Here is an 18,294-nt window from a genome sequence, read left to right as displayed (position 1 = left end):
ATTTAATTTTTATAATAACATTGGTACAAATAATTAAACGCCGCCTTGATATCATCCTCATCGATTAAATGATTCCAGGAACATTCTCCGATCTTATTCAAAAAACAGGTTCTTACTCCCTGCTGATCATTTTTCTTATCGTTTTTCATTAGTTCAAGCATGATTCCGACACCAGTCAATAAATCTTCGGGGCACGGATATAAAGCCATCATAACCTGCACAATTTCGTTCAGTTCTTCGGATGTTAAGGTTCCTTTCTGATTCGACAAATATGCTTCGGCAATCATTCCAAGCGCAACGCAGTTTCCATGCGACATCGGGTTCAGTTCCAGGTAATATCCTTCAATAGCGTGGCCGATCGTATGACCAAAATTCAGCGATTTTCTTCTTCCCTTCTCCGTTGGATCTTCCGTCACAATTTTCGCTTTAACACCAATCGATCTTTCCAGGATCTTTTTCACATTCTCTTCAGAGAATAACTCGTCCTGCTTACTGGATATTAATCGCTCCCATTCTTTTTTATCATCGATCAGGGCATGTTTCAAAACCTCCGCGAAACCACTTCTCCACTCTTCTTCCGGCAAAGTTGACAGGAAGCGTTGGTCTACATAAATAGCAACAGGATCATAGAAAGTTCCTATCTGGTTCTTTAAATTCCCCAGATCAATACCGGTTTTACCGCCGATAGCCGCATCAACCATCCCCATCAGGGAAGTAGGAATATGGACGCACGGCAATCCTCTTTTGTAAATAGAAGCGATAAACCCTCCCATATCACTCACAACTCCGCCACCAAGCGTAATAACAAGGTCCGAGCGCACAATTCCATAGTCAGAAAGTGCTTCCAAAACCTGGAAACAAACTTCCATCACTTTATTTTCTTCACCGGTCGGCAGTAAAATCACCTCGGCATCTTCCAACATAGGAAAAGCAGTGAGCAGGTATTCCAAACAAAAATCATGTGTATTCTCATCCACAACGATTACTTTTCGAACATCTCTATAGGATTCCTGAAGTATCGCAGGGAAAGAAGAAAGCTCCAGATTACCAACTTCTACGGTGTAAGAATTACATTTTATTTTTTTCAAAGCGCCAATTTCAATGATGTAACAAATAAATTCAGATTAAAGGTGAACAAAAATACTCGAAAGCGATTAATTTTGCCCCATGATATCTTTTAATAACACAGAAATTGCGTTCAAACATAAGTCAGATAAGGATCTGAAGCGGGCACATTTTCTTTTTTCCGTTATGGCAAGTCCATTTCTTGTAAAATCAGGAAAAGGATTGACCCGTTTTGGTTTGAATATCGGCCTTCCTATCAAGGGGATGATCAAATCAACCATCTTTGCTCAATTCTGCGGTGGAGAAACCATTGAAGAATGTACTTCAACAATTGATGCAATGTGGAAACACCATGTAGGAACGATCCTGGATTATTCTGTGGAAGGAAAAACAAGTGCTGAGGATTTTGAGCACACCACCAAAGAGATCATTGCAACTATCCACAAGGCAAAAGGAAATCCGGGAATTCCCTTCGCAGTATTTAAAGTAACGGGTATTTCACGTTTTGGTCTGCTGGAATTGACGAATGAAGGAATTGAGAACATTTCGGAAAGTGATCTGAAAGAATACCACGAAACAGTGGAACGGGTAAACCGTATCTGCAAGGAAGCATTTGATGCAGATGTACCGGTTTTTATCGATGCGGAAGAAAGCTGGATCCAGGATGTTATTGACCGCATTACGCATGAAATGATGCTGAAATACAACAAGGAACGTGCAATTGTCTTTAACACGGTCCAAATATACCGTCACGATCGTTTGGCATTCTTAAAAGCAAGCATTGCATGGGCAAAAGCCGAAAACATACAATACGGTGTGAAGCTTGTTCGTGGCGCATACATGGAAAAAGAAAGAAAAAGGGCTGTGGAAAACAACTACCCTTCTCCTATTCAGCCGGATAAGAAAACATGTGATACGGATTACGATAACGCTCTGGAGTTTTTAACAGAGTCTGAGAACTTCTCTCAAATGGCTTTATGTGCCGGTTCTCATAATGAACATTCCTCTGCTTATTTGGCAGATTTGATCGAAAAGAAAGGAATCGATAAAACAGATAAACGCGTTTACTTTGCCCAGTTATTGGGAATGAGTGATCATATTTCCTATACCCTGGCTTCTAAAGGATTCAACGTAGCCAAATATGTTCCTTACGGACCGGTGGAAGAAGTAATTCCTTACCTGTTTCGCAGAGCGGATGAAAACACCTCGGTAAAAGGACAAACCGGCAGGGAATTAAAACTAATCAAAGAAGAAATTAAAAGAAGAAAGGGAGCCTGATTGGACTCCCTTTCTTACTGGGTTTGAATTTTATTAATAACAAATAATCGAATTTGTTAAGCTTTGCAGCAACTCTAACGCAATAAGTTCACGTGTCCGAATTGCTCCCTTTTTTCATCACTTGATGAAGTCTTGTACTTAATTTTCCATGAATACATTCCTTCTTTACAAGCAATTCCTTTATAAGTACCGTCCCAACCTTCTTCGGTATCCGTTGTACTGAACACAACTTCCCCCCATCGGTTGAAAATCTCTAATTCGTATTGATTTTTATCTACCCCCGAAGTTACGATCGGAAGGAAAACAGGATTGAACTGGTTCCCATCCGGAGTAAATGAATTCGGTGCATACAAAATTACACCTTTTTCCATTAATATCACCTTCGTAATAGAATCTATACAACCATGTTCGGAAATCGCAACCAATGTTACCGAAAAATTTTGCTCCGGCTCTACCACAAAGGTATGTGTAGGACTGAAGTCATTCGAAATCTCTGTTCCGTCACCGAAATCCCAGATATAATTAGTAGCTCCTGTTGAAGAGTTAATCAGATCTGCTTCTGGTGATATCACGGAAATTACTCCGGGATTTGCTGTGAAGTTCGCTGTAGGATTCGGGTAAACACAAACAAAACTTGGATAACTTTGCGTCCAAACGCATCCCAAAGCGGTCGTTGAAGTAATATTCAAATCATAACACCCCTGGTTTTCATAAAGATTCGTAACCGTATCACTGATACTCGACAAGGTGTTTCCGTCGCCGAATGTCCATTGCGTATTGACACTTGGTGTTCCGGTAGAGTTGTTAAAGATCATCGCCTCATGCGGCTCACACGCAGGTTCCAAACCGGAAGTAATATCGAAAACAACCGGTGCTTCAATAGTCACCATTACCTGGTCCGTATTGGTACATCCTGCCGCAGAAGTTCCGGTAACCGTATACGTCAGATCACTCACCGGTGAAAAAGGAACATTATCCGTAACTCCATTATCCCAGGCATAAGTTTCAGCTCCCGAACCGGAAAGTGTTGCCGAAGTTCCCTGGCAGATAATCTGATCCGGGCCTGCATTCACAATCGGCAATGGGTTTACGATCAAAATAACAGTATCCAGGCCGAAGCAATTGGATGCATCGTAACCGGTTACGACAATCTCAAAGGTACCAACTGCAGGAGTGTAAGCCTGTCCGTCCGTAATTCCATTCGACCAGGTATAGGTATTTGCTGTTCCGGTTCCGGTAAAAGTAACCGGTGTATTCTCGCAAACCGATACATCCGGACCGGCTGAAACAAGAGGTGCCGGTAAAAATGTAACCATCAATGAATCCTTGTTAACACAACCGTTCGCATCTGTTCCTGTAACGATGTACTTTCCATCTACGGTAGGAATAAACGGAGTTCCGTCTGTTGCATTGTTATTCCAGGTATAAAATTGTGCTCCCGAACCATTCAAAGTCATTGGAGTATAAGGACAAAGTTGTTGGTCAACTCCTGCTTCTACCGGCGGAAGCGGATATACTGTAATTGTTTTTGTACGGGTATGTGTACATCCATCCTGGTTGGTCGCAACCAATGTTACAGTATACGTTCCTGCATTTTGATAAATGTGTGCCGGAGCTGCTCCTGTTTCCAATGGAGTTCCGTCGCCGAAATCCCAGGAATAGGTCATTGCCTGATTGATCAAATCCGTCGAAGTATTCGTAGGACTTACCGGAGCCAGCATACACGTGTTCGGGATCGTAAAATCTGCCGTAGGAATAGACTTCACAGTTACCTGCTGGATGATAGTGTCTTTACAGCCGGCCGTTTCAAAAGTGATCAGACGCACGTCGTAAACACCCGGTGCTGCGTATGTATGGCTCGGACTGGATAGTGAAGAAGTCGTATTATCCCCGAAATTCCAAAGGTTGGCAACAATGCTGTTGTTATTTACAGTGGAAGTATTGGTGAACTGCACATTTAACTGTCCGCAGGGTTGAGTGTAGGTGTAGTTGGGATTAATTACTGTTGGCTCAATATCTGTATCGATAGTAACACTGCATGAACCAGCATTGGTAATTGTTGTAAGCTGACAGGAATAATTCGTACCCGAAACAGGATTGGGAATTGTAATCGAAGGAGTTGTTGCTCCATTGCTCCACAAATAGCTGCTGAATCCGGCTGGAGCAGTTAATACGGCATTGTTACTCCCCTGGCAATATTGAACTGACAATCTCAAGGGCATACAACTCATGGTAAAATAAGCATAACCGAAATGCGCACCCTGATCACAATCCTGTGTAATAAATTCTACCTGGATCGTTTGTCCAATATATGCAGACAAATCCACGGCGGCCGTAGACCAGGGTAACCATTTAACAGAATTACATGTTTGGAAGTTTTGCCCCGACTGCCCCGAATAAACATCGTATTGGCCGCACCCACCAGTGATAACATTCCCGGCCCCATCTCTAATTTTAATAGTCATACGTGGTTGTGAATACTGACCATGGTTAGAACCGCCATCCTCCAAAACAGCTGCGTACTTATAAATCAATAGAGAATTATCAATCGTAACCGGCATTGAATAACGTAATGCCTCACACATTGAATTGGTATTATTATCTCCAAGTTTTGCAACCACAAAAGATCCGGGAGGCAAAAGGGGTAAGCCGCCACAAGTGTATGGATCGATTCCCGGTGTGGAAATAATTGTGTGTCTCCCGGACATCACCCCATTTACCTGGAAAGGATCCCAAACTGCCTCAGTAACCGGTGTTGTATTATCATCAGATGCAGATATCATATCACCTGTAGTTGCTGTCCAGTTATTAAATCCACCCATGGAAAAATTCGCATTGGGACAGGCAGGCTGCATCTGAGCATAAGCAGTGCCTGTAATAAATGTCAAGCCTATCAGCGCCAGCTTAACAACAATTTTCTTCACAATCATTTAACTATCATTAATTGATACGCTAAAGTTACGGAAGAATGAAGCGATAGTTGCCTCTAAATGAATTTGATTTTGTTAAAAATAACAGGTATTGAAGGAATCTTAAAGATATTTACATGGAAAGGGGAAATAGTTTAATTTTAAAACAGTATCTGTAATTATCAATTATGAAGTATTTCAATTATCAAGCCGGATCTTTTATGCCTGATAATTCATAATTGATCATTTTTTCTCATAAATAAGTATGTTTTTCCTTCAGATAAGCCAGTGTTTTTCCTTCCGGTGATTCCGGATCGGGTTGGTAATCATACTCCCATTCGGCTACCGGCGGCATGCTCATTAAGATCGATTCTGTTCTTCCACCCGAGTACAATCCGAATTTCGTTCCGCGGTCGAAAGCAAGATTAAATTCCGCATACCGGGCTCTTCGGTAATTCATCCATTGTTTTTCGGATTCGGAGACGGCTTTGTTCTTGCCCCAATTAACCTGTTCTTCATACAGGAAAGGGAAACTCTCGCCCAAATCCACACAGAAACGGAATAATTGTTCTTTGTTCAGCTGGAAATGATTGTTCAGGTGATCGAAAAAGATCCCACCAACTCCACGTGTTTCACCTCTGTGAGGCAGGTAAAAATACTCGTCTGCCCACTCTTTGAATTTCGGGTAGAAGGATTCATCGTATTTATTGCAGACCGATCTAAGTTTTTGATGAAATAAAACTGCCTGCTCTTGTACAACATAATGCGGTGTCAGATCAATTCCTCCACCGAACCAATGAATACCGTTATCCAATTCAAAATAACGCACATTCATGTGAATGATCGGTACATGCGGATTATTGGGATGCAAAACGATGGAAACACCCGTTGCATAGAACTGGTTCCCTTCCATCTTTAACTGTGATTTCATTTCATCTGAAACGGGACCGTAAACTTCGGAAAAAGCCACACCTCCCTTTTCAATCACTGAACCGTTGCGAATGGTACGCGTTTTACCACCCCCGCCTTCTGTACGGTCCCATGCGTCTTCCGAGAACTTCCCGGTTCCGTCAACACGCTCAAGCTCATTACAGATAAAGAGCTGTAAAGCGCGGAATTCCTGTCCTATTGTTTCCTTATTCATAGAAAACTCCTACGCGGATTAGTTCATAATCTTCGTGCTTTAAGATGAAACACGCATGGTTTTCATATCCGCTTCCAGGCAAAGCAGCTTTCAGGTCAAATGCATTGATCACTTCACTCTCTACCTTTTCTTTCATCAGTAAGGTTTTAGCAAAATAATAAACCACATCAAATCCCTGCGCTCCTGCTTTGTTCATATCTGTGTGGAATTTCTTGCGGTACAAACGAAGTAACGTTTGTGTATCCGGTAGGGAATAGTTCAAATCACTGGAAGAAGTCCAGGTAATCTTGTACCTGGTTTTGTAATACCCCGAAACATCATCAAAACCACCCCATTCTTTCGTTCCGAAAACTGTTACATCTGCATTCGGGGATTTTCCGACTGCTTTGTGCAGGGCATTGATGAAACTGATCACTTTTCCTTTATCTCTTGAAGGGAAAATAACCACAGATTCGCCGCTTTTACGGATAAACGTAGTAAAATCACTTGTCTTCGCATCGATCAGTTTGATATTTCCATTCTTCTTGGAAAGCTCCATAAAACGTTTTCTATACGCATCAAACAACTCCTGGTCCTTTGCATTTCCCGGATTCACCAAAATGATCTGAGCGGTTTTGAATTTATCGATTGTATATTTAGCAAGGATTTCCTGCTGGGTCATATCTGAAGTTACAGATGCGTAGATATACGGATTATTCTTCAACAAAGAACTATTGCATGCTGAAGGACAAACCATACGGATCTTTTGTTGGCCACACCATCTTCCCACAATATCCGCACTCTGCGGTACCAATGGTCCGAATACCAGGTCCATTCCTTTCATTTCAGCCGTATTGAGCACTTTTAGGATCCCAACCGAATCCAGCGGAATGTCAATGACCTTAATTGTCGCATCAAATCCAAGCTTTTCCAATGAATCTGCAGCTAATTCAACTCCCATATAAAACTCGGTTGCTAAATTTTTCAATGCTGTATTTGCTGATTTATCGTTCAATCCGAAGCTCAACAATACTGCGATATTGTATTTTGCCTTGGATTTAAAGATCAGTTCCTCATCTACTTTTCGCACTTCTTCTTTCGGCTGTACTTCACGAATCTGGACCTGCTTCACATTTTCTTTCTTCAAAGGAATTCTCAAAACATCTCCCGATTTGATAGAAGCAGATTTCAGGTTATTAAATTTCTGAAGATCATTTACAGGGACCATAAAACGTTTGGAAATCGTATACAGCGTTTCGCCTGCCTTTACTTCGTATACCAAAACCGTATCCGTAAATGTGACGGACGGCGGAGTTACTTTCGGTTTGTCTTCCTGTTTCGGTGGAATATTCTCTGATGTCGGAGCAACGATCACTTTCAGTACCTGTCCTATTTTCAATCCTTTGTCAATTCCCGGATTGTACTTCAGCAGGTCGTCTACAGATGAATTATACTTCTTAGCGATCGAAAACGCTGTTTCTCCTTTTTCAACGGTATGTTCGCGCACAATTGTCCCGCTTTGGACCTTCATATCAGCTCCACCCAACGGAATCAGGTATCGGTATCCTTCCTTCACCCCCTTTTCAATTCCCGGGTTTGCTGCAACGATGTCTTCTACCGGAACATTATAAGTGGTATGGATTCCCCAAAGAGTGTTTCCGGCTTGTGCAATATGGACTGCATATTTCTTCCCGTTGGAGTATTCATACACCCAATCTTTTGTATCGACTTGTGCAAATAATCCTTTGGAAAAGAGGAATAAACAGAGAAAAATGAAATACTTCATAGTTTTAAAAATGTCAAGTGTTAAAAAGGTTCAAAAAGTTCAAAAAGGTTCATTAACCCCTTTTAAAACTTTTAAACTTCCTATCCCAAGAGTTATGCCAATCTTATTCCCACTCAATGGTAGCAGGCGGTTTGGAACTAATATCGTAAGTTACGCGGTTAATTCCTTTCACCTGGTTAATGATCTTATTGGAGATCAGCGCCAGGAACTCATACGGTAAATGACACCAATCTGCTGTCATGCCATCTGTAGAACTTACAGCTCTCAATGCCACTGCGTTTTCATAGGTTCTTTCGTCTCCCATTACTCCCACAGACTGGATCGGAAGGAAAATCGCACCTGCCTGCCAAACATCGTTGTACAAACCGTGCTCTTTTAATCCGTCAATAAAAATAGCGTCTACTTCCTGCAAAATACGTACTTTCTCAGCAGTTACTTCTCCCAGAATGCGAATTCCTAATCCGGGTCCCGGGAAAGGGTGTCTGTTCAGGATGTTTTCCGGAAGTTCCAAAGATCTTCCAACACGTCTCACCTCATCTTTGAACAACAATCTCAAAGGCTCAACGACTTGTAATTTCATATAATCAGGCAATCCGCCCACATTGTGGTGTGATTTGATCGTTTGTGAAGGTCCGCCGTTTACCGAAACCGATTCAATAACGTCCGGGTAGATTGTTCCCTGTCCCAGCCATTTTGCATCCGTTACTAATTTGGATTCCGCATCAAAAACGTCTACGAAAACTTTCCCGATCGCTTTGCGCTTCAATTCAGGGTCAGTCAATCCTGAAAGTGCTGCATAAAAATCCTGGGAAGCATCCACTCCTTTTACGTTCAATCCCAATCCTTTATAGCTTTCCAAAACGGAATTAAACTCATTCTTGCGCAATAATCCGTTGTCCACGAAAATGCAGTGTAAATTGGATCCGATCGCGCGGTGCAGGATCATGGCTGCTACAGAAGAATCAACACCTCCTGATAATCCGAGAATTACCTTATCATTCCCCAATTTTGCTCTTAATTCGGCAACTGTTGTATCAACAAATGAATCCGGTGTCCAGTTTTGAGAACAGCCACAAATATCTACGATAAAGTTTCTCAATAAGATCGCTCCTTCCAATGAATGGTATACTTCCGGGTGGAACTGGATACCATAAGTAGTTTCTCCCTTGATTGCATATCCGGCAACATGCACATCTTTGGTAGATGCAATGATTTGATAAGAATCCGGAACGTTCTTAATGGTATCTCCGTGACTCATCCAAACCTGTGAACCGGTTGACATTCCTGCCACCAATTCGTTTGAGTTGTCTACGAAAGATAAATTTGCACGTCCGTATTCACGAATGGTTGAAGGAAGTACTTCCCCACCGAAATTTTGGGCCATGTACTGCGCTCCGAAACAAACTCCAAGTAAAGGGAATTTTCCTTTGATCGCACTCAAATCAGGTTTCGGGGATTCCGGGTCTCTTGTCGAGAAAGGACTTCCGGACAAAATCACACCTTTGATGTGAGCACCCAGTTCCGGAATTTTATTCCACGGATGGATTTCACAATAAACATTCAATTCGCGTACGCGGCGCGCAATCAACTGAGTGTATTGCGAACCGAAATCAAGGATAAGGATCATTTCTTGCATGTGCAAAGATATAACTTTTGCGCCAAATCAAGTACGTCCAAAATAGAATTCAGTGATTGATTTTTTAAGGTTCGGGACTTAAAACAAAAAATGCCGGCTATCCAAACGATAAACCGGCACAAGCACTAAAATGCCTACTATTTTACTTAGAAAGTTTGCATGAATACTCATAAGTATCCATTTCATCCTGTCCTTTAACGGTTGCTTCATTACAAGCTGCTACCGCCTGAGTTTTAGTTGCACCCTCCACTTGATAAGTATATGTATCTGAATAAGGATGTGCTTCATCAACACCATCAAAATCAGAGTCGTAATAATTGACACCAGAGTCAGTACATGTACAAGAATAGTCTTTTTTACAAGAAACTAAAGCCATTCCGATTAGTGCAAAAGCAAAGATTGATTTTTTCATAGATAATTAAATAGGTAATAAATTTCGACCGAAAATAGAGATATCAGAATAATTCACCAAATAAAATGGCAATAAAAGAGTGACAGATGGTCAGAAAGCGTCTTTATTCAAGCAGTTCTCACCAATTCTTTCCTGTACAGGGCTGTAAATGAACATCCGGAATACTTCCACATGACAATTTGTCCGCTTAAGAATTTTTGGAATAATTTATGACGAACAGCCCTCAATAACTAAAGAAGCATCGGGGAATTTCATTATTTTTGGCTTCGATTTATAATAAACACCATGTTAGGAGGAATTTTAAAGAAAATCTTAGGCGATAAGTCAGCGACTGATCAAAAAAAATACCAGCCTGTTATCCAGCAAGTTGGAGAAATATTCAATACATTACAGAACGAGTCTGACGACGCTTTACGTGGTAGAACAGCCAAGTTTAAACAGAAAGTTCAGGAAGCTATTTCAGCTTTGGAAGCGGAAATTGCCGATCTGACCCAAAAAGCGAACAATCCGAATATGCCTTTGCATCAAAAGGAGGCAATCTATGAAAGCATTGATTCAAAAGAGAAAGAGGTAAACGAAATCATTGAGAAAGTATTGGAAGAAATTCTTCCTGAAGCATTTGCCGTAGTTAAGGAAACAGCAAGACGCTGGGCAGTAAACGGCCAGCTGGCAGTAACCGCAACAGAATTGGACAAAACGCTCGCTACTCAAAAAGACGGTATTATCATCGAAGGGGACAAAGCAATCTGGAGCAACAAATGGACTGCTGCGGGAGCTTCCGTTGAATGGGTGATGGTTCATTATGACGTTCAGCTGATGGGTGGAGCAGTATTACACCGTGGAAACATTGCTGAGATGCAGACCGGGGAAGGTAAAACATTGGTTGCAACACTTCCTGTTTACTTAAATGCACTTTCAGGAAAAGGTGTTCACGTAGTAACCGTGAATGACTACCTGGCAAAACGTGACTCCGAGTGGATGGGGCCTTTGTACCAATTCCACGGGTTAACGGTAGATTGTATTGATAAACACCAACCGAACTCAGAAGCACGCAGAGCCGCTTACATGGCTGATATTACTTTCGGAACGAACAACGAATTCGGGTTCGATTACCTGCGTGACAACATGGCAAGTGCTGTGGAAGATCTGGTTCAGAGAAAACACCATTTTGCAATTGTCGATGAGGTCGATTCCGTATTGATTGATGATGCACGTACACCTTTGATCATTTCAGGTCCAACTCCGAAAGGAGACCAGCACGAATTCTACGAATTGAAACCACGTGTCGAATTAATCGTTGAAGCACAGCGCAAATATGTGAACCAGGCTTTAGCTGACGCAAAAAGAATGCTGACGGTAATCAACGGCGGAACAGTTGAAGGAATGGACCAAAAGACGGCTTTGGAACAAGGAGGAATTGCCTTGCTTCGTGCTCACAGAGGTTTGCCTAAAAACAAAGCATTGCACAAATTCCTGTCCGAACCTGGTATCAAGTCTCACTTGCAGAAAGTAGAGAACCAATACATGGCTGAGCAGGGAAAACAAATGAAAAAAATCGACGTGGAATTGTTCTTCGTAATCGATGAAAAACAAAACACTGTTGAATTGACTGAAAAAGGAATTGACCTGATCTCCGGGAACGAAGACCGTAATTTCTTTGTGATGCCGGATATTTCATCCGAAATCGCTCAATTGCAAAAACAAAACCTTCCTAAGGAAGAGTTCGCTGATAAAAAAGAAGTCCTGATCCGTGACTATACCGTAAAATCGGAACGTATCCACTCTGTTTCCCAATTATTGAAAGCATATGCCCTTTTTGAAAAAGAAGTGGAATATGTGATCATGGACGGAAAGATTAAGATCGTTGACGAATCTACAGGCCGTATCATGGAAGGTCGCCGTTATTCCGACGGATTGCACCAGGCGATCGAAGCAAAAGAAAATGTAACGGTAGAAGCTGCAACGCAAACGTATGCCACTGTTACGCTTCAGAATTACTTCCGTATGTACCACAAACTGGCTGGTATGACAGGTACGGCAGAAACAGAGGCAAAAGAATTCTGGGATATTTACAAATTAGACGTGGTAGTAATTCCTACCAACCGTCCGATTTCACGTAAAGATGATAATGATTTGGTATTCAAAACTGCCCGTGAAAAATATGCGGCAGTGATTGAAGAAGTCAACAAACTGGTTCAGGCCGGAAGACCGGTATTGGTTGGTACAACAACCGTAGAGATTTCCGAGTTATTGAGCCGTATGTTGAAAATGCGCAACATTCCTCACCAGGTCTTGAACGCGAAGTACCACCAGCGTGAAGCTGAGATCGTAGCTGATGCAGGTAAGGCCGGAGCAGTAACAATTGCAACCAACATGGCCGGTCGTGGTACCGATATCAAATTAGGAGAAGGCGTTAAAGAAGCCGGAGGTTTGGCAATTATCGGTACGGAAAGACACGATTCCCGCCGTGTAGACAGACAGCTTCGTGGTCGTTCAGGTCGCCAGGGAGATCCGGGATCTTCTACTTTCTTCGTTTCACTGGAAGATGATTTGATGCGTAAGTTCGGTTCCGAGCGTATTGCCCGAATCATGGACCGTCTTGGTTTGAAAGAAGGAGAAGTGATCCAGCACAGCATGGTTTCCAAATCCATTGAACGTGCGCAGAAAAAGGTAGAAGAAAACAACTTTGGTATCCGTAAGCGTTTATTGGAATACGATGACGTGATGAATGCTCAGCGTAAAGCAATTTATAAAAAGCGCCGCAACGCCTTGTTCGGAGATCGATTAAGCGTAGACGTTTCCAATATGTTCTACGATGTGATCGAAGGATTGGTAAATACGCATCAGGGTGGTTCTTTCGAAAACTTCAACATCGATATGATCCGCATCGTCGGTATGGAATCCCCGGTATCAGAGGAACAATTCAAAACAGCAAAATACGATGATTTGGTAAACGATCTGTATGACGGTGTGATGGAACATTACAACAGAAAGAATGCTCGTTTGGCTGAAATTTCGATGCCTCAGATCAAGCACGTATATGAAACGATGTCCCAATACCAAAATATCCAGTTCCTTATTACAGACGGAGTGAAAACAATGCCTTTGGTTGTGAGCCTGAAAGAAGCTTATGAATCAAACGGAGCATCTGTTCCGAATGCATTGGAACGCAATATTGTTTTGGGAATGATCGACAACGAGTGGAAAGAGCACTTACGTGAAATGGATGATTTACGAAGCTCTGTTCAGCAAGCCGTTTACGAGCAAAAAGATCCGTTGCTGATCTACAAATTGGAATCGTTCGAATTGTTTAAGGCAATGAACGCACGTTTGAGTAATGAAACAGTCGAATTCTTAGTGAAAGCGGATGTTCCGAGAGACCAGCTGGATGATATCCAGACAACGAACAGAGAAGTTACTCAAAACAATTACGCACAAGCACAGATCGAATCAACTTCAACAAGCAGTACTGAAATGCCTCGTTTCAGCGGAAGTGAAGGTTATGAAGAAGCGATGCGAAATTCGGCACCACAACGCGAGAAACAACAACCAATTGTTTCTACGGAACCGAAAATCGGGCGAAATGATCCTTGTCCTTGCGGAAGCGGAAAGAAATACAAACAATGTCACGGAAAATAGAAAAAATGGCGGTTCAATTGAACCGCCATTTTCTTGTTATAAAGATAATAAACAGTAGGGACGCGACGCATCGCGTCCCTACATTGTTTCCAAATAAATTTTACTTTTGAAGCATGAACCAAAAATTGAAAATTGGAATTGTGGGAATGGGAAATGTGGGAATCCATTTTCTACAGCGTCTCCTTGAATTGGGACAAACGAACCTGACAGTTTATTCGCGCTCAGGGAACAATTTACCCGTTTCGATACCTGCAAAAGATGTTCAGTTCACCAATGATTTTAAAGAATTCATTGACTTCGATATCGTTTTTTGCGCGGTGAATGATAACACCATGGTGGAAATGATCCGGCTTGTTTCGAAATTTGCACCTGTTGTTTCTGTTTCGGGAACGGTAAATCTGAACCACTTAAAAACCAAACACCCGGTTGGTACTTTTTATCCATTGCAAAGCTTTAAAGCAGATCAAAGCATTCAATGGAAAGGGCTTCCGCTTTTTATTGAGGCTTCCGACGAGAAATTCAAGACATTCCTGATGAAACTCGCTCAAGAATTCAGCGGAAATGCCATCGAACTATCGGAAGAAAAGCGCCAATACCTGCATGTTGCTGCCGTATTTGCCAATAACTTTACCAATCACATCATTGATCTTGCGGCACATTACTGCCGGGAACACGGTATTGAATTCGACTGGCTGAAACCGCTGATCAATCAAACAATGGAAAAAATCCAGACAAATGATCCCCACGACATATTGACGGGGCCTGCTGTACGCAATGATCAGAGCACGATCAAAAAGCACCTGCAATTGTTGGAGCCGGATCAGAAAAATATCTACCAGACATTAACCAAAAGCATTATCAAACACCACCAATAAGATGATTAGCTACAAAGAGCGTTTAAACAGCATTTCCACATTTATTTTTGATATTGATGGTGTTTTAACAGACGGAACTGTTTATCCCTACCACGGAGAACTATTGCGCGGATTAAATTCCAAAGACGGTTACGCGATCCAATATGCCGTAAAGAAAGGCTATAAGATTTTCATTATCACCGGAGGAAACTCCGAAGACGTAAAAACCAGCCTTATTCATTTGGGCGTAACGGAAGTACACCTGCGTTCATCCCACAAAGTGCAGGTTTACCAACAGCTGAAAGAAAAACACGGTTTCAAAGATGAAGAAGTTCTTTACATGGGAGATGATCTTCCGGATTACCAGGTGATGCAGATAGCAGGAATGGCTGCTTGTCCGCAAGACGCAGCGATGGAAATCAAGCACATTTCGCATTATCAGTCGCCTTATTTTGGCGGCAAGGGTTGTGTGAGGGATGTAATTGAACAGACACTCCGTGTACACGGTGATTGGTTTAAAGAAGATGCTTTCGTTTGGTAAAATTACCTTGAAACAAACAAGTAGGGACGCGAAGCATCGCGTCCCTACAGTGTTTATTATTTATTATTCCTTTTTTCTTTCCGGTCTTCTCGCTTTTCCTGGCGGCGTTCTTTTTTCTTTTCTTTCTCGCGCTTCTTTTCCACTTTCTTTTTTTCCTCGTTTACCAATTCCATTTTCCCCGATGCAAAGATTACCGTAGGAATGCGTTTCATTTTCCCGGCATCGAGGTATCCGCTCAACTTGATACGAAAAGGAAGACGGTCCTTATCTCCCATAATTTTAAAAATAGTTTCCAAAGGATGATTCATTTTTATATTCATGGGGAGCTTCAACACTTGTGAGGACTGCGGCCGGATAGAAACATCCCTCGGGAATTTTCCTTTCGAAGCCAAATCATCACCAATTATGATCTCGTACTGAAGGTCGTGAAGATCAAGAGACAGGTTCTTCCCTTCATTGATAATACTCAGGAAAAGCTGTGCCTCGATATCTTTCTTAAACAACTTAACCTTTCTATCGGTCTTCAATATCCTGAATTTTGGCGGAACGGGAACTTCAATCTTTTTACTTTTTATGAATGGCACCTTCATTCCGGAGTAAACAATTACTGCAGAAATACTTAACCCGGTAGAGTCCTGTCCCTGCAGGCTCATGATCTTATTGCGCGTATGGCTGATCGGGATCTTCACCGAAAAGGTCACCGAATCCGATTGACCGCTTTGCTGGTGCAGTCCCACGTAGTTGCTGGTCGACACCAAAAGCGTTCCGCCGACAGCCAAATCACAGACCACACTATCAATGTTCATTTCATAAGGTGCCTTGTTGGTCACAATGGTATTCACTTCGATATAAGCAGTATCCTGGTGAATGTTCGCCTTTATCAAAGTTATTTTCGTGACTTCCGGAACCAATAGGTTCAGCATTTTTTGTTTCTGAATGAAGAAGTAGACCAAATAGCCGCCACCTCCGAGAAGCAAGATCAGGATTACAGGCCAAAGCCGCAGTTTTAGTATCATCATTTCTTTTTCCGTTCGTTTTTACGCTCTTCACGCTTCTCTTTTCTGGCTTCTCTCTTTTCTTTGCGCGCTTCCTTTTTCTCCGGGTTGCCACCAAAGATTTTTTCCAGGAATGTTTTCTTACCGTCCTCCTTCAAGTTATTAATATTTATGGAATTATCCACAGAAGGTTTCAAAGCATGCAGGAATGCATTGCGCAAAACAAAACTGATTGCCCTCCATGTATTTAAATGAACATTATCAAATGTACCGTTGAAATTAACCTTGGTAGCCAACTGCTCTTTTTTCTGGTTCTGCAGTACCTCGGCTGCACTTGCAACCAGTGTTTCCCAAAGAATTTGCTTGAAATCTCCTTCCTGTTTATTCCACTGCACAACATCCAGGTCCTTCAGGAACGGTTTTACGTATCCTCCGAACTTCCCTTCTTTGGCTGCAAATTCGCCATACATATTAAAAATTCCCTTCTTCACATCGAAATTTCCGTATTCCCGGAGCATATCATTCAACAATACCAGGTTCAGGCTGTTCATGGAAACATTCATGTCGAAGGTCGGTTTCTTCGCGAGCCCGTCGAATTTGGCATTAAGTGCAAACTTTCCTTCATATGCCTCCGCACTGGCTGTGAGTGTTGCAGGAAGCAGTTCTTTACTATCCGTCACATTCGTAAGGTTGGTTGCCGTGATATTGATATTCTTCATAGCGACATCCAGTTTGGGTTTGGCCTCGAGATCGATGTAATGGACCTGCCCGTTGTGAATGTCGAAGCGGTTGATTGTTACCGGCATCAAATCATCTACCAACTGCGCGAAATCGGCTGTATCTGCTTTCACATCCTCCCCTTTGTGACGATCCTTCACGAAATTAAGAACCGGTTCTTCCACACTGATCTCACCCACAATAGAACCATGGAAAATAGCACGCCATTCAATGGAAAGATCGATAGCAGGCGATTTGAAAAAAGGAATCGTATCTTTTTCCCCGGTTTTGCCTTTTTTCTCCACGCGTTTCAGAAGCTTGATATCTTTGATCACATACGCGCCCCGGTACAGATGGATGTCAATATCATCGACATGGCCGTAGTATTCTTCCAGGTTCTCGAGCTTTCCGTTGACATACTTCAAAACGATATATGGCAGAAGAAGCCGGAAAATGACCAATACCACAATGATCGATCCCCAAATAATACGGCGCTTTCTTTTTCTTTTCTTTCGTTCTTCCGGAGTCATAGCTTTTTTGCGCTCTCTCCGGCTCATCTTTGGCGTTTGTTTCTGTTCCATGGCAATCTGTTTAAAATTGTGATGGCAAGCGGCACAAACCCGGTTAGTAATGGAGTGGTTTCATTTATTGAAAGAAAAGATAGGAATTGTTTTTTTACACAAAAAGTTAATTAATTCTAATTACGAATTATCTGCATCGGCTAACCGTATTACGAATTAAATGAATGATGGGTGGTGCGTGCCGCACGCGCAGGGTTTTTGCTCTCGACTATTTAGTTCCTCCTTCCTTACCTAAAGCTTTCGCACTGCCGTTTGTTGCTGTGCGTCTTCAACTGCTGCGCAGTTTCTTCCAAAGCCAAAAAGGAAGCAAAAGGCTTTTTAAGACATCATTCATTGTCAGACGGATAAAAATAAGACTAGGAGTGGCCTAAACATATAAAATACACCTACCCCACAATCACTCTTTTTCTTCTACTTTTTTCCGAGGCAAAAAAAGTAGACAAAAGAAAGCCACTAAGTGGATTGAAGACGAAGTGTAGTTTCATTGAAACGTAACACGAGGTAGCCTTTACCCAATTACGGCGTTCAGCCAACCTGCCGATTCGAACCAATACACGTAAAGGCGGGATCAGGATCCAAAATGCAAATCACAGACGTTTTACAAACGCTGCGATTTAGCACTTTCCGGTATTGGTAAGCGAATTGGCAGGCTGGCAGTTTCATCAGAACATTCTTAGAACGGCTAACGATTTGGTATTCTAAAACATTTCTACCGGTCGTGTAATTGGGTATTGGTCCGCGGTTTCGATCTTCTTTTT

The 18,294-nt window shown here is 42.1% G+C and carries 12 protein-coding genes; 4 read left to right on the top strand and 8 right to left on the bottom strand.

What is annotated here, in order from left to right; translation table 11 throughout:
- Window positions 1-2: 2 nt before the first annotated feature.
- Window positions 3-1,088 carry a 3-dehydroquinate synthase gene (gene aroB, locus QZT69_RS18595; protein ID WP_294680236.1) on the bottom strand — a complete coding sequence of 362 codons (1,086 nt, stop codon included), beginning with the start codon at window positions 1,086-1,088 and terminating at the stop codon, window positions 3-5.
- Window positions 1,089-1,167: 79 nt separating this feature from the next.
- Here aroB and QZT69_RS18590 point away from each other — a divergent pair, with 79 nt between their 5' ends.
- Window positions 1,168-2,343 carry a proline dehydrogenase family protein gene (locus QZT69_RS18590; RefSeq protein ID WP_294680235.1) on the top strand — a complete coding sequence of 392 codons (1,176 nt, stop codon included), beginning with the start codon at window positions 1,168-1,170 and terminating at the stop codon, window positions 2,341-2,343.
- Between the two features lie 74 nt (window positions 2,344-2,417).
- On the opposite strand, the gene QZT69_RS18585 is transcribed toward QZT69_RS18590, so the two are convergent.
- The 5 genes from QZT69_RS18585 to QZT69_RS18565 form a co-directional block, all read right to left on the bottom strand.
- A complete protein-coding gene (locus tag QZT69_RS18585; RefSeq protein ID WP_294680234.1) occupies window positions 2,418-5,273 on the bottom strand; it encodes a PKD domain-containing protein in 2,856 nt (951 codons plus the stop codon).
- 232 nt (window positions 5,274-5,505) lie between these two features.
- Window positions 5,506-6,396: an oxygen-dependent coproporphyrinogen oxidase gene (hemF, locus tag QZT69_RS18580; protein WP_294680233.1), complete on the bottom strand. Its 891-nt coding sequence runs from the start codon at window positions 6,394-6,396 to the stop codon at window positions 5,506-5,508.
- Window positions 6,389-8,161: a LysM peptidoglycan-binding domain-containing protein gene (locus QZT69_RS18575; protein ID WP_294680232.1), complete on the bottom strand. Its 1,773-nt coding sequence runs from the start codon at window positions 8,159-8,161 to the stop codon at window positions 6,389-6,391. Before QZT69_RS18575 ends, hemF begins: the two co-directional genes overlap by 8 nt.
- Window positions 8,162-8,264: 103 nt before the next feature.
- Window positions 8,265-9,797: a glutamine-hydrolyzing GMP synthase gene (guaA, locus tag QZT69_RS18570; RefSeq protein WP_294680231.1), complete on the bottom strand. Its 1,533-nt coding sequence runs from the start codon at window positions 9,795-9,797 to the stop codon at window positions 8,265-8,267.
- A 142-nt stretch (window positions 9,798-9,939) separates the two neighbouring features.
- Window positions 9,940-10,209, bottom strand: coding sequence for a hypothetical protein (locus QZT69_RS18565; protein WP_294680230.1), 270 nt, complete (start codon window positions 10,207-10,209; stop codon window positions 9,940-9,942).
- Window positions 10,210-10,494: 285 nt separating this feature from the next.
- Between QZT69_RS18565 and secA the strand changes: the two genes are divergently transcribed.
- The 3 genes from secA to QZT69_RS18545 all read left to right on the top strand — a co-directional run bounded on the left by secA (window position 10,495) and on the right by QZT69_RS18545 (window position 15,243).
- Window positions 10,495-13,848, top strand: coding sequence for a preprotein translocase subunit SecA (gene secA / locus QZT69_RS18560; protein WP_294680229.1), 3,354 nt, complete (start codon window positions 10,495-10,497; stop codon window positions 13,846-13,848).
- A gap of 113 nt (window positions 13,849-13,961) precedes the next feature.
- Window positions 13,962-14,723, top strand: coding sequence for a Rossmann-like and DUF2520 domain-containing protein (locus QZT69_RS18550; protein WP_294680227.1), 762 nt, complete (start codon window positions 13,962-13,964; stop codon window positions 14,721-14,723).
- 1 nt (window position 14,724) lies between these two features.
- A complete protein-coding gene (locus QZT69_RS18545) occupies window positions 14,725-15,243 on the top strand; it encodes an HAD family hydrolase (protein WP_294680226.1) in 519 nt (172 codons plus the stop codon).
- Window positions 15,244-15,299: 56 nt separating this feature from the next.
- Here QZT69_RS18545 and QZT69_RS18540 read toward each other — a convergent pair whose 3' ends face one another.
- Together QZT69_RS18540 and QZT69_RS18535 are read right to left on the bottom strand one after the other, a co-directional pair.
- A complete protein-coding gene (locus QZT69_RS18540) occupies window positions 15,300-16,262 on the bottom strand; it encodes a hypothetical protein (RefSeq protein WP_294680225.1) in 963 nt (320 codons plus the stop codon).
- The gene (locus QZT69_RS18535) at window positions 16,259-17,536 is read right to left on the bottom strand and encodes a DUF748 domain-containing protein (protein ID WP_294680224.1); all 1,278 of its coding nucleotides are present in this window, start codon (window positions 17,534-17,536) and stop codon (window positions 16,259-16,261) included. Before QZT69_RS18535 ends, QZT69_RS18540 begins: the two co-directional genes overlap by 4 nt.
- Window positions 17,537-18,294 lie beyond the last annotated feature (758 nt).

Origin of the sequence: uncultured Fluviicola sp., assembly GCF_902168135.1 — a bacterium.
Classification (GTDB): domain Bacteria; phylum Bacteroidota; class Bacteroidia; order Flavobacteriales_D; family Crocinitomicaceae; genus Fluviicola.
This window is presented reverse-complemented; position numbering and strand designations above follow the sequence as displayed.

Coding starts and splice junctions, on each gene's coding strand:
- QZT69_RS18550 (WP_294680227.1), top strand. CDS start 13,962: ATGAACCAAAAATTGAAAATTGGAATTGTGGGAATGGGAAATGTGGGA.
- QZT69_RS18575 (WP_294680232.1), bottom strand. CDS start 8,161: ATGAAGTATTTCATTTTTCTCTGTTTATTCCTCTTTTCCAAAGGATTA.
- QZT69_RS18590 (WP_294680235.1), top strand. CDS start 1,168: ATGATATCTTTTAATAACACAGAAATTGCGTTCAAACATAAGTCAGAT.
- guaA (WP_294680231.1), bottom strand. CDS start 9,797: ATGCAAGAAATGATCCTTATCCTTGATTTCGGTTCGCAATACACTCAG.
- QZT69_RS18585 (WP_294680234.1), bottom strand. CDS start 5,273: ATGATTGTGAAGAAAATTGTTGTTAAGCTGGCGCTGATAGGCTTGACA.
- QZT69_RS18565 (WP_294680230.1), bottom strand. CDS start 10,209: ATGAAAAAATCAATCTTTGCTTTTGCACTAATCGGAATGGCTTTAGTT.
- hemF (WP_294680233.1), bottom strand. CDS start 6,396: ATGAATAAGGAAACAATAGGACAGGAATTCCGCGCTTTACAGCTCTTT.
- secA (WP_294680229.1), top strand. CDS start 10,495: ATGTTAGGAGGAATTTTAAAGAAAATCTTAGGCGATAAGTCAGCGACT.
- QZT69_RS18540 (WP_294680225.1), bottom strand. CDS start 16,262: ATGATGATACTAAAACTGCGGCTTTGGCCTGTAATCCTGATCTTGCTT.
- QZT69_RS18535 (WP_294680224.1), bottom strand. CDS start 17,536: ATGGAACAGAAACAAACGCCAAAGATGAGCCGGAGAGAGCGCAAAAAA.
- QZT69_RS18545 (WP_294680226.1), top strand. CDS start 14,725: ATGATTAGCTACAAAGAGCGTTTAAACAGCATTTCCACATTTATTTTT.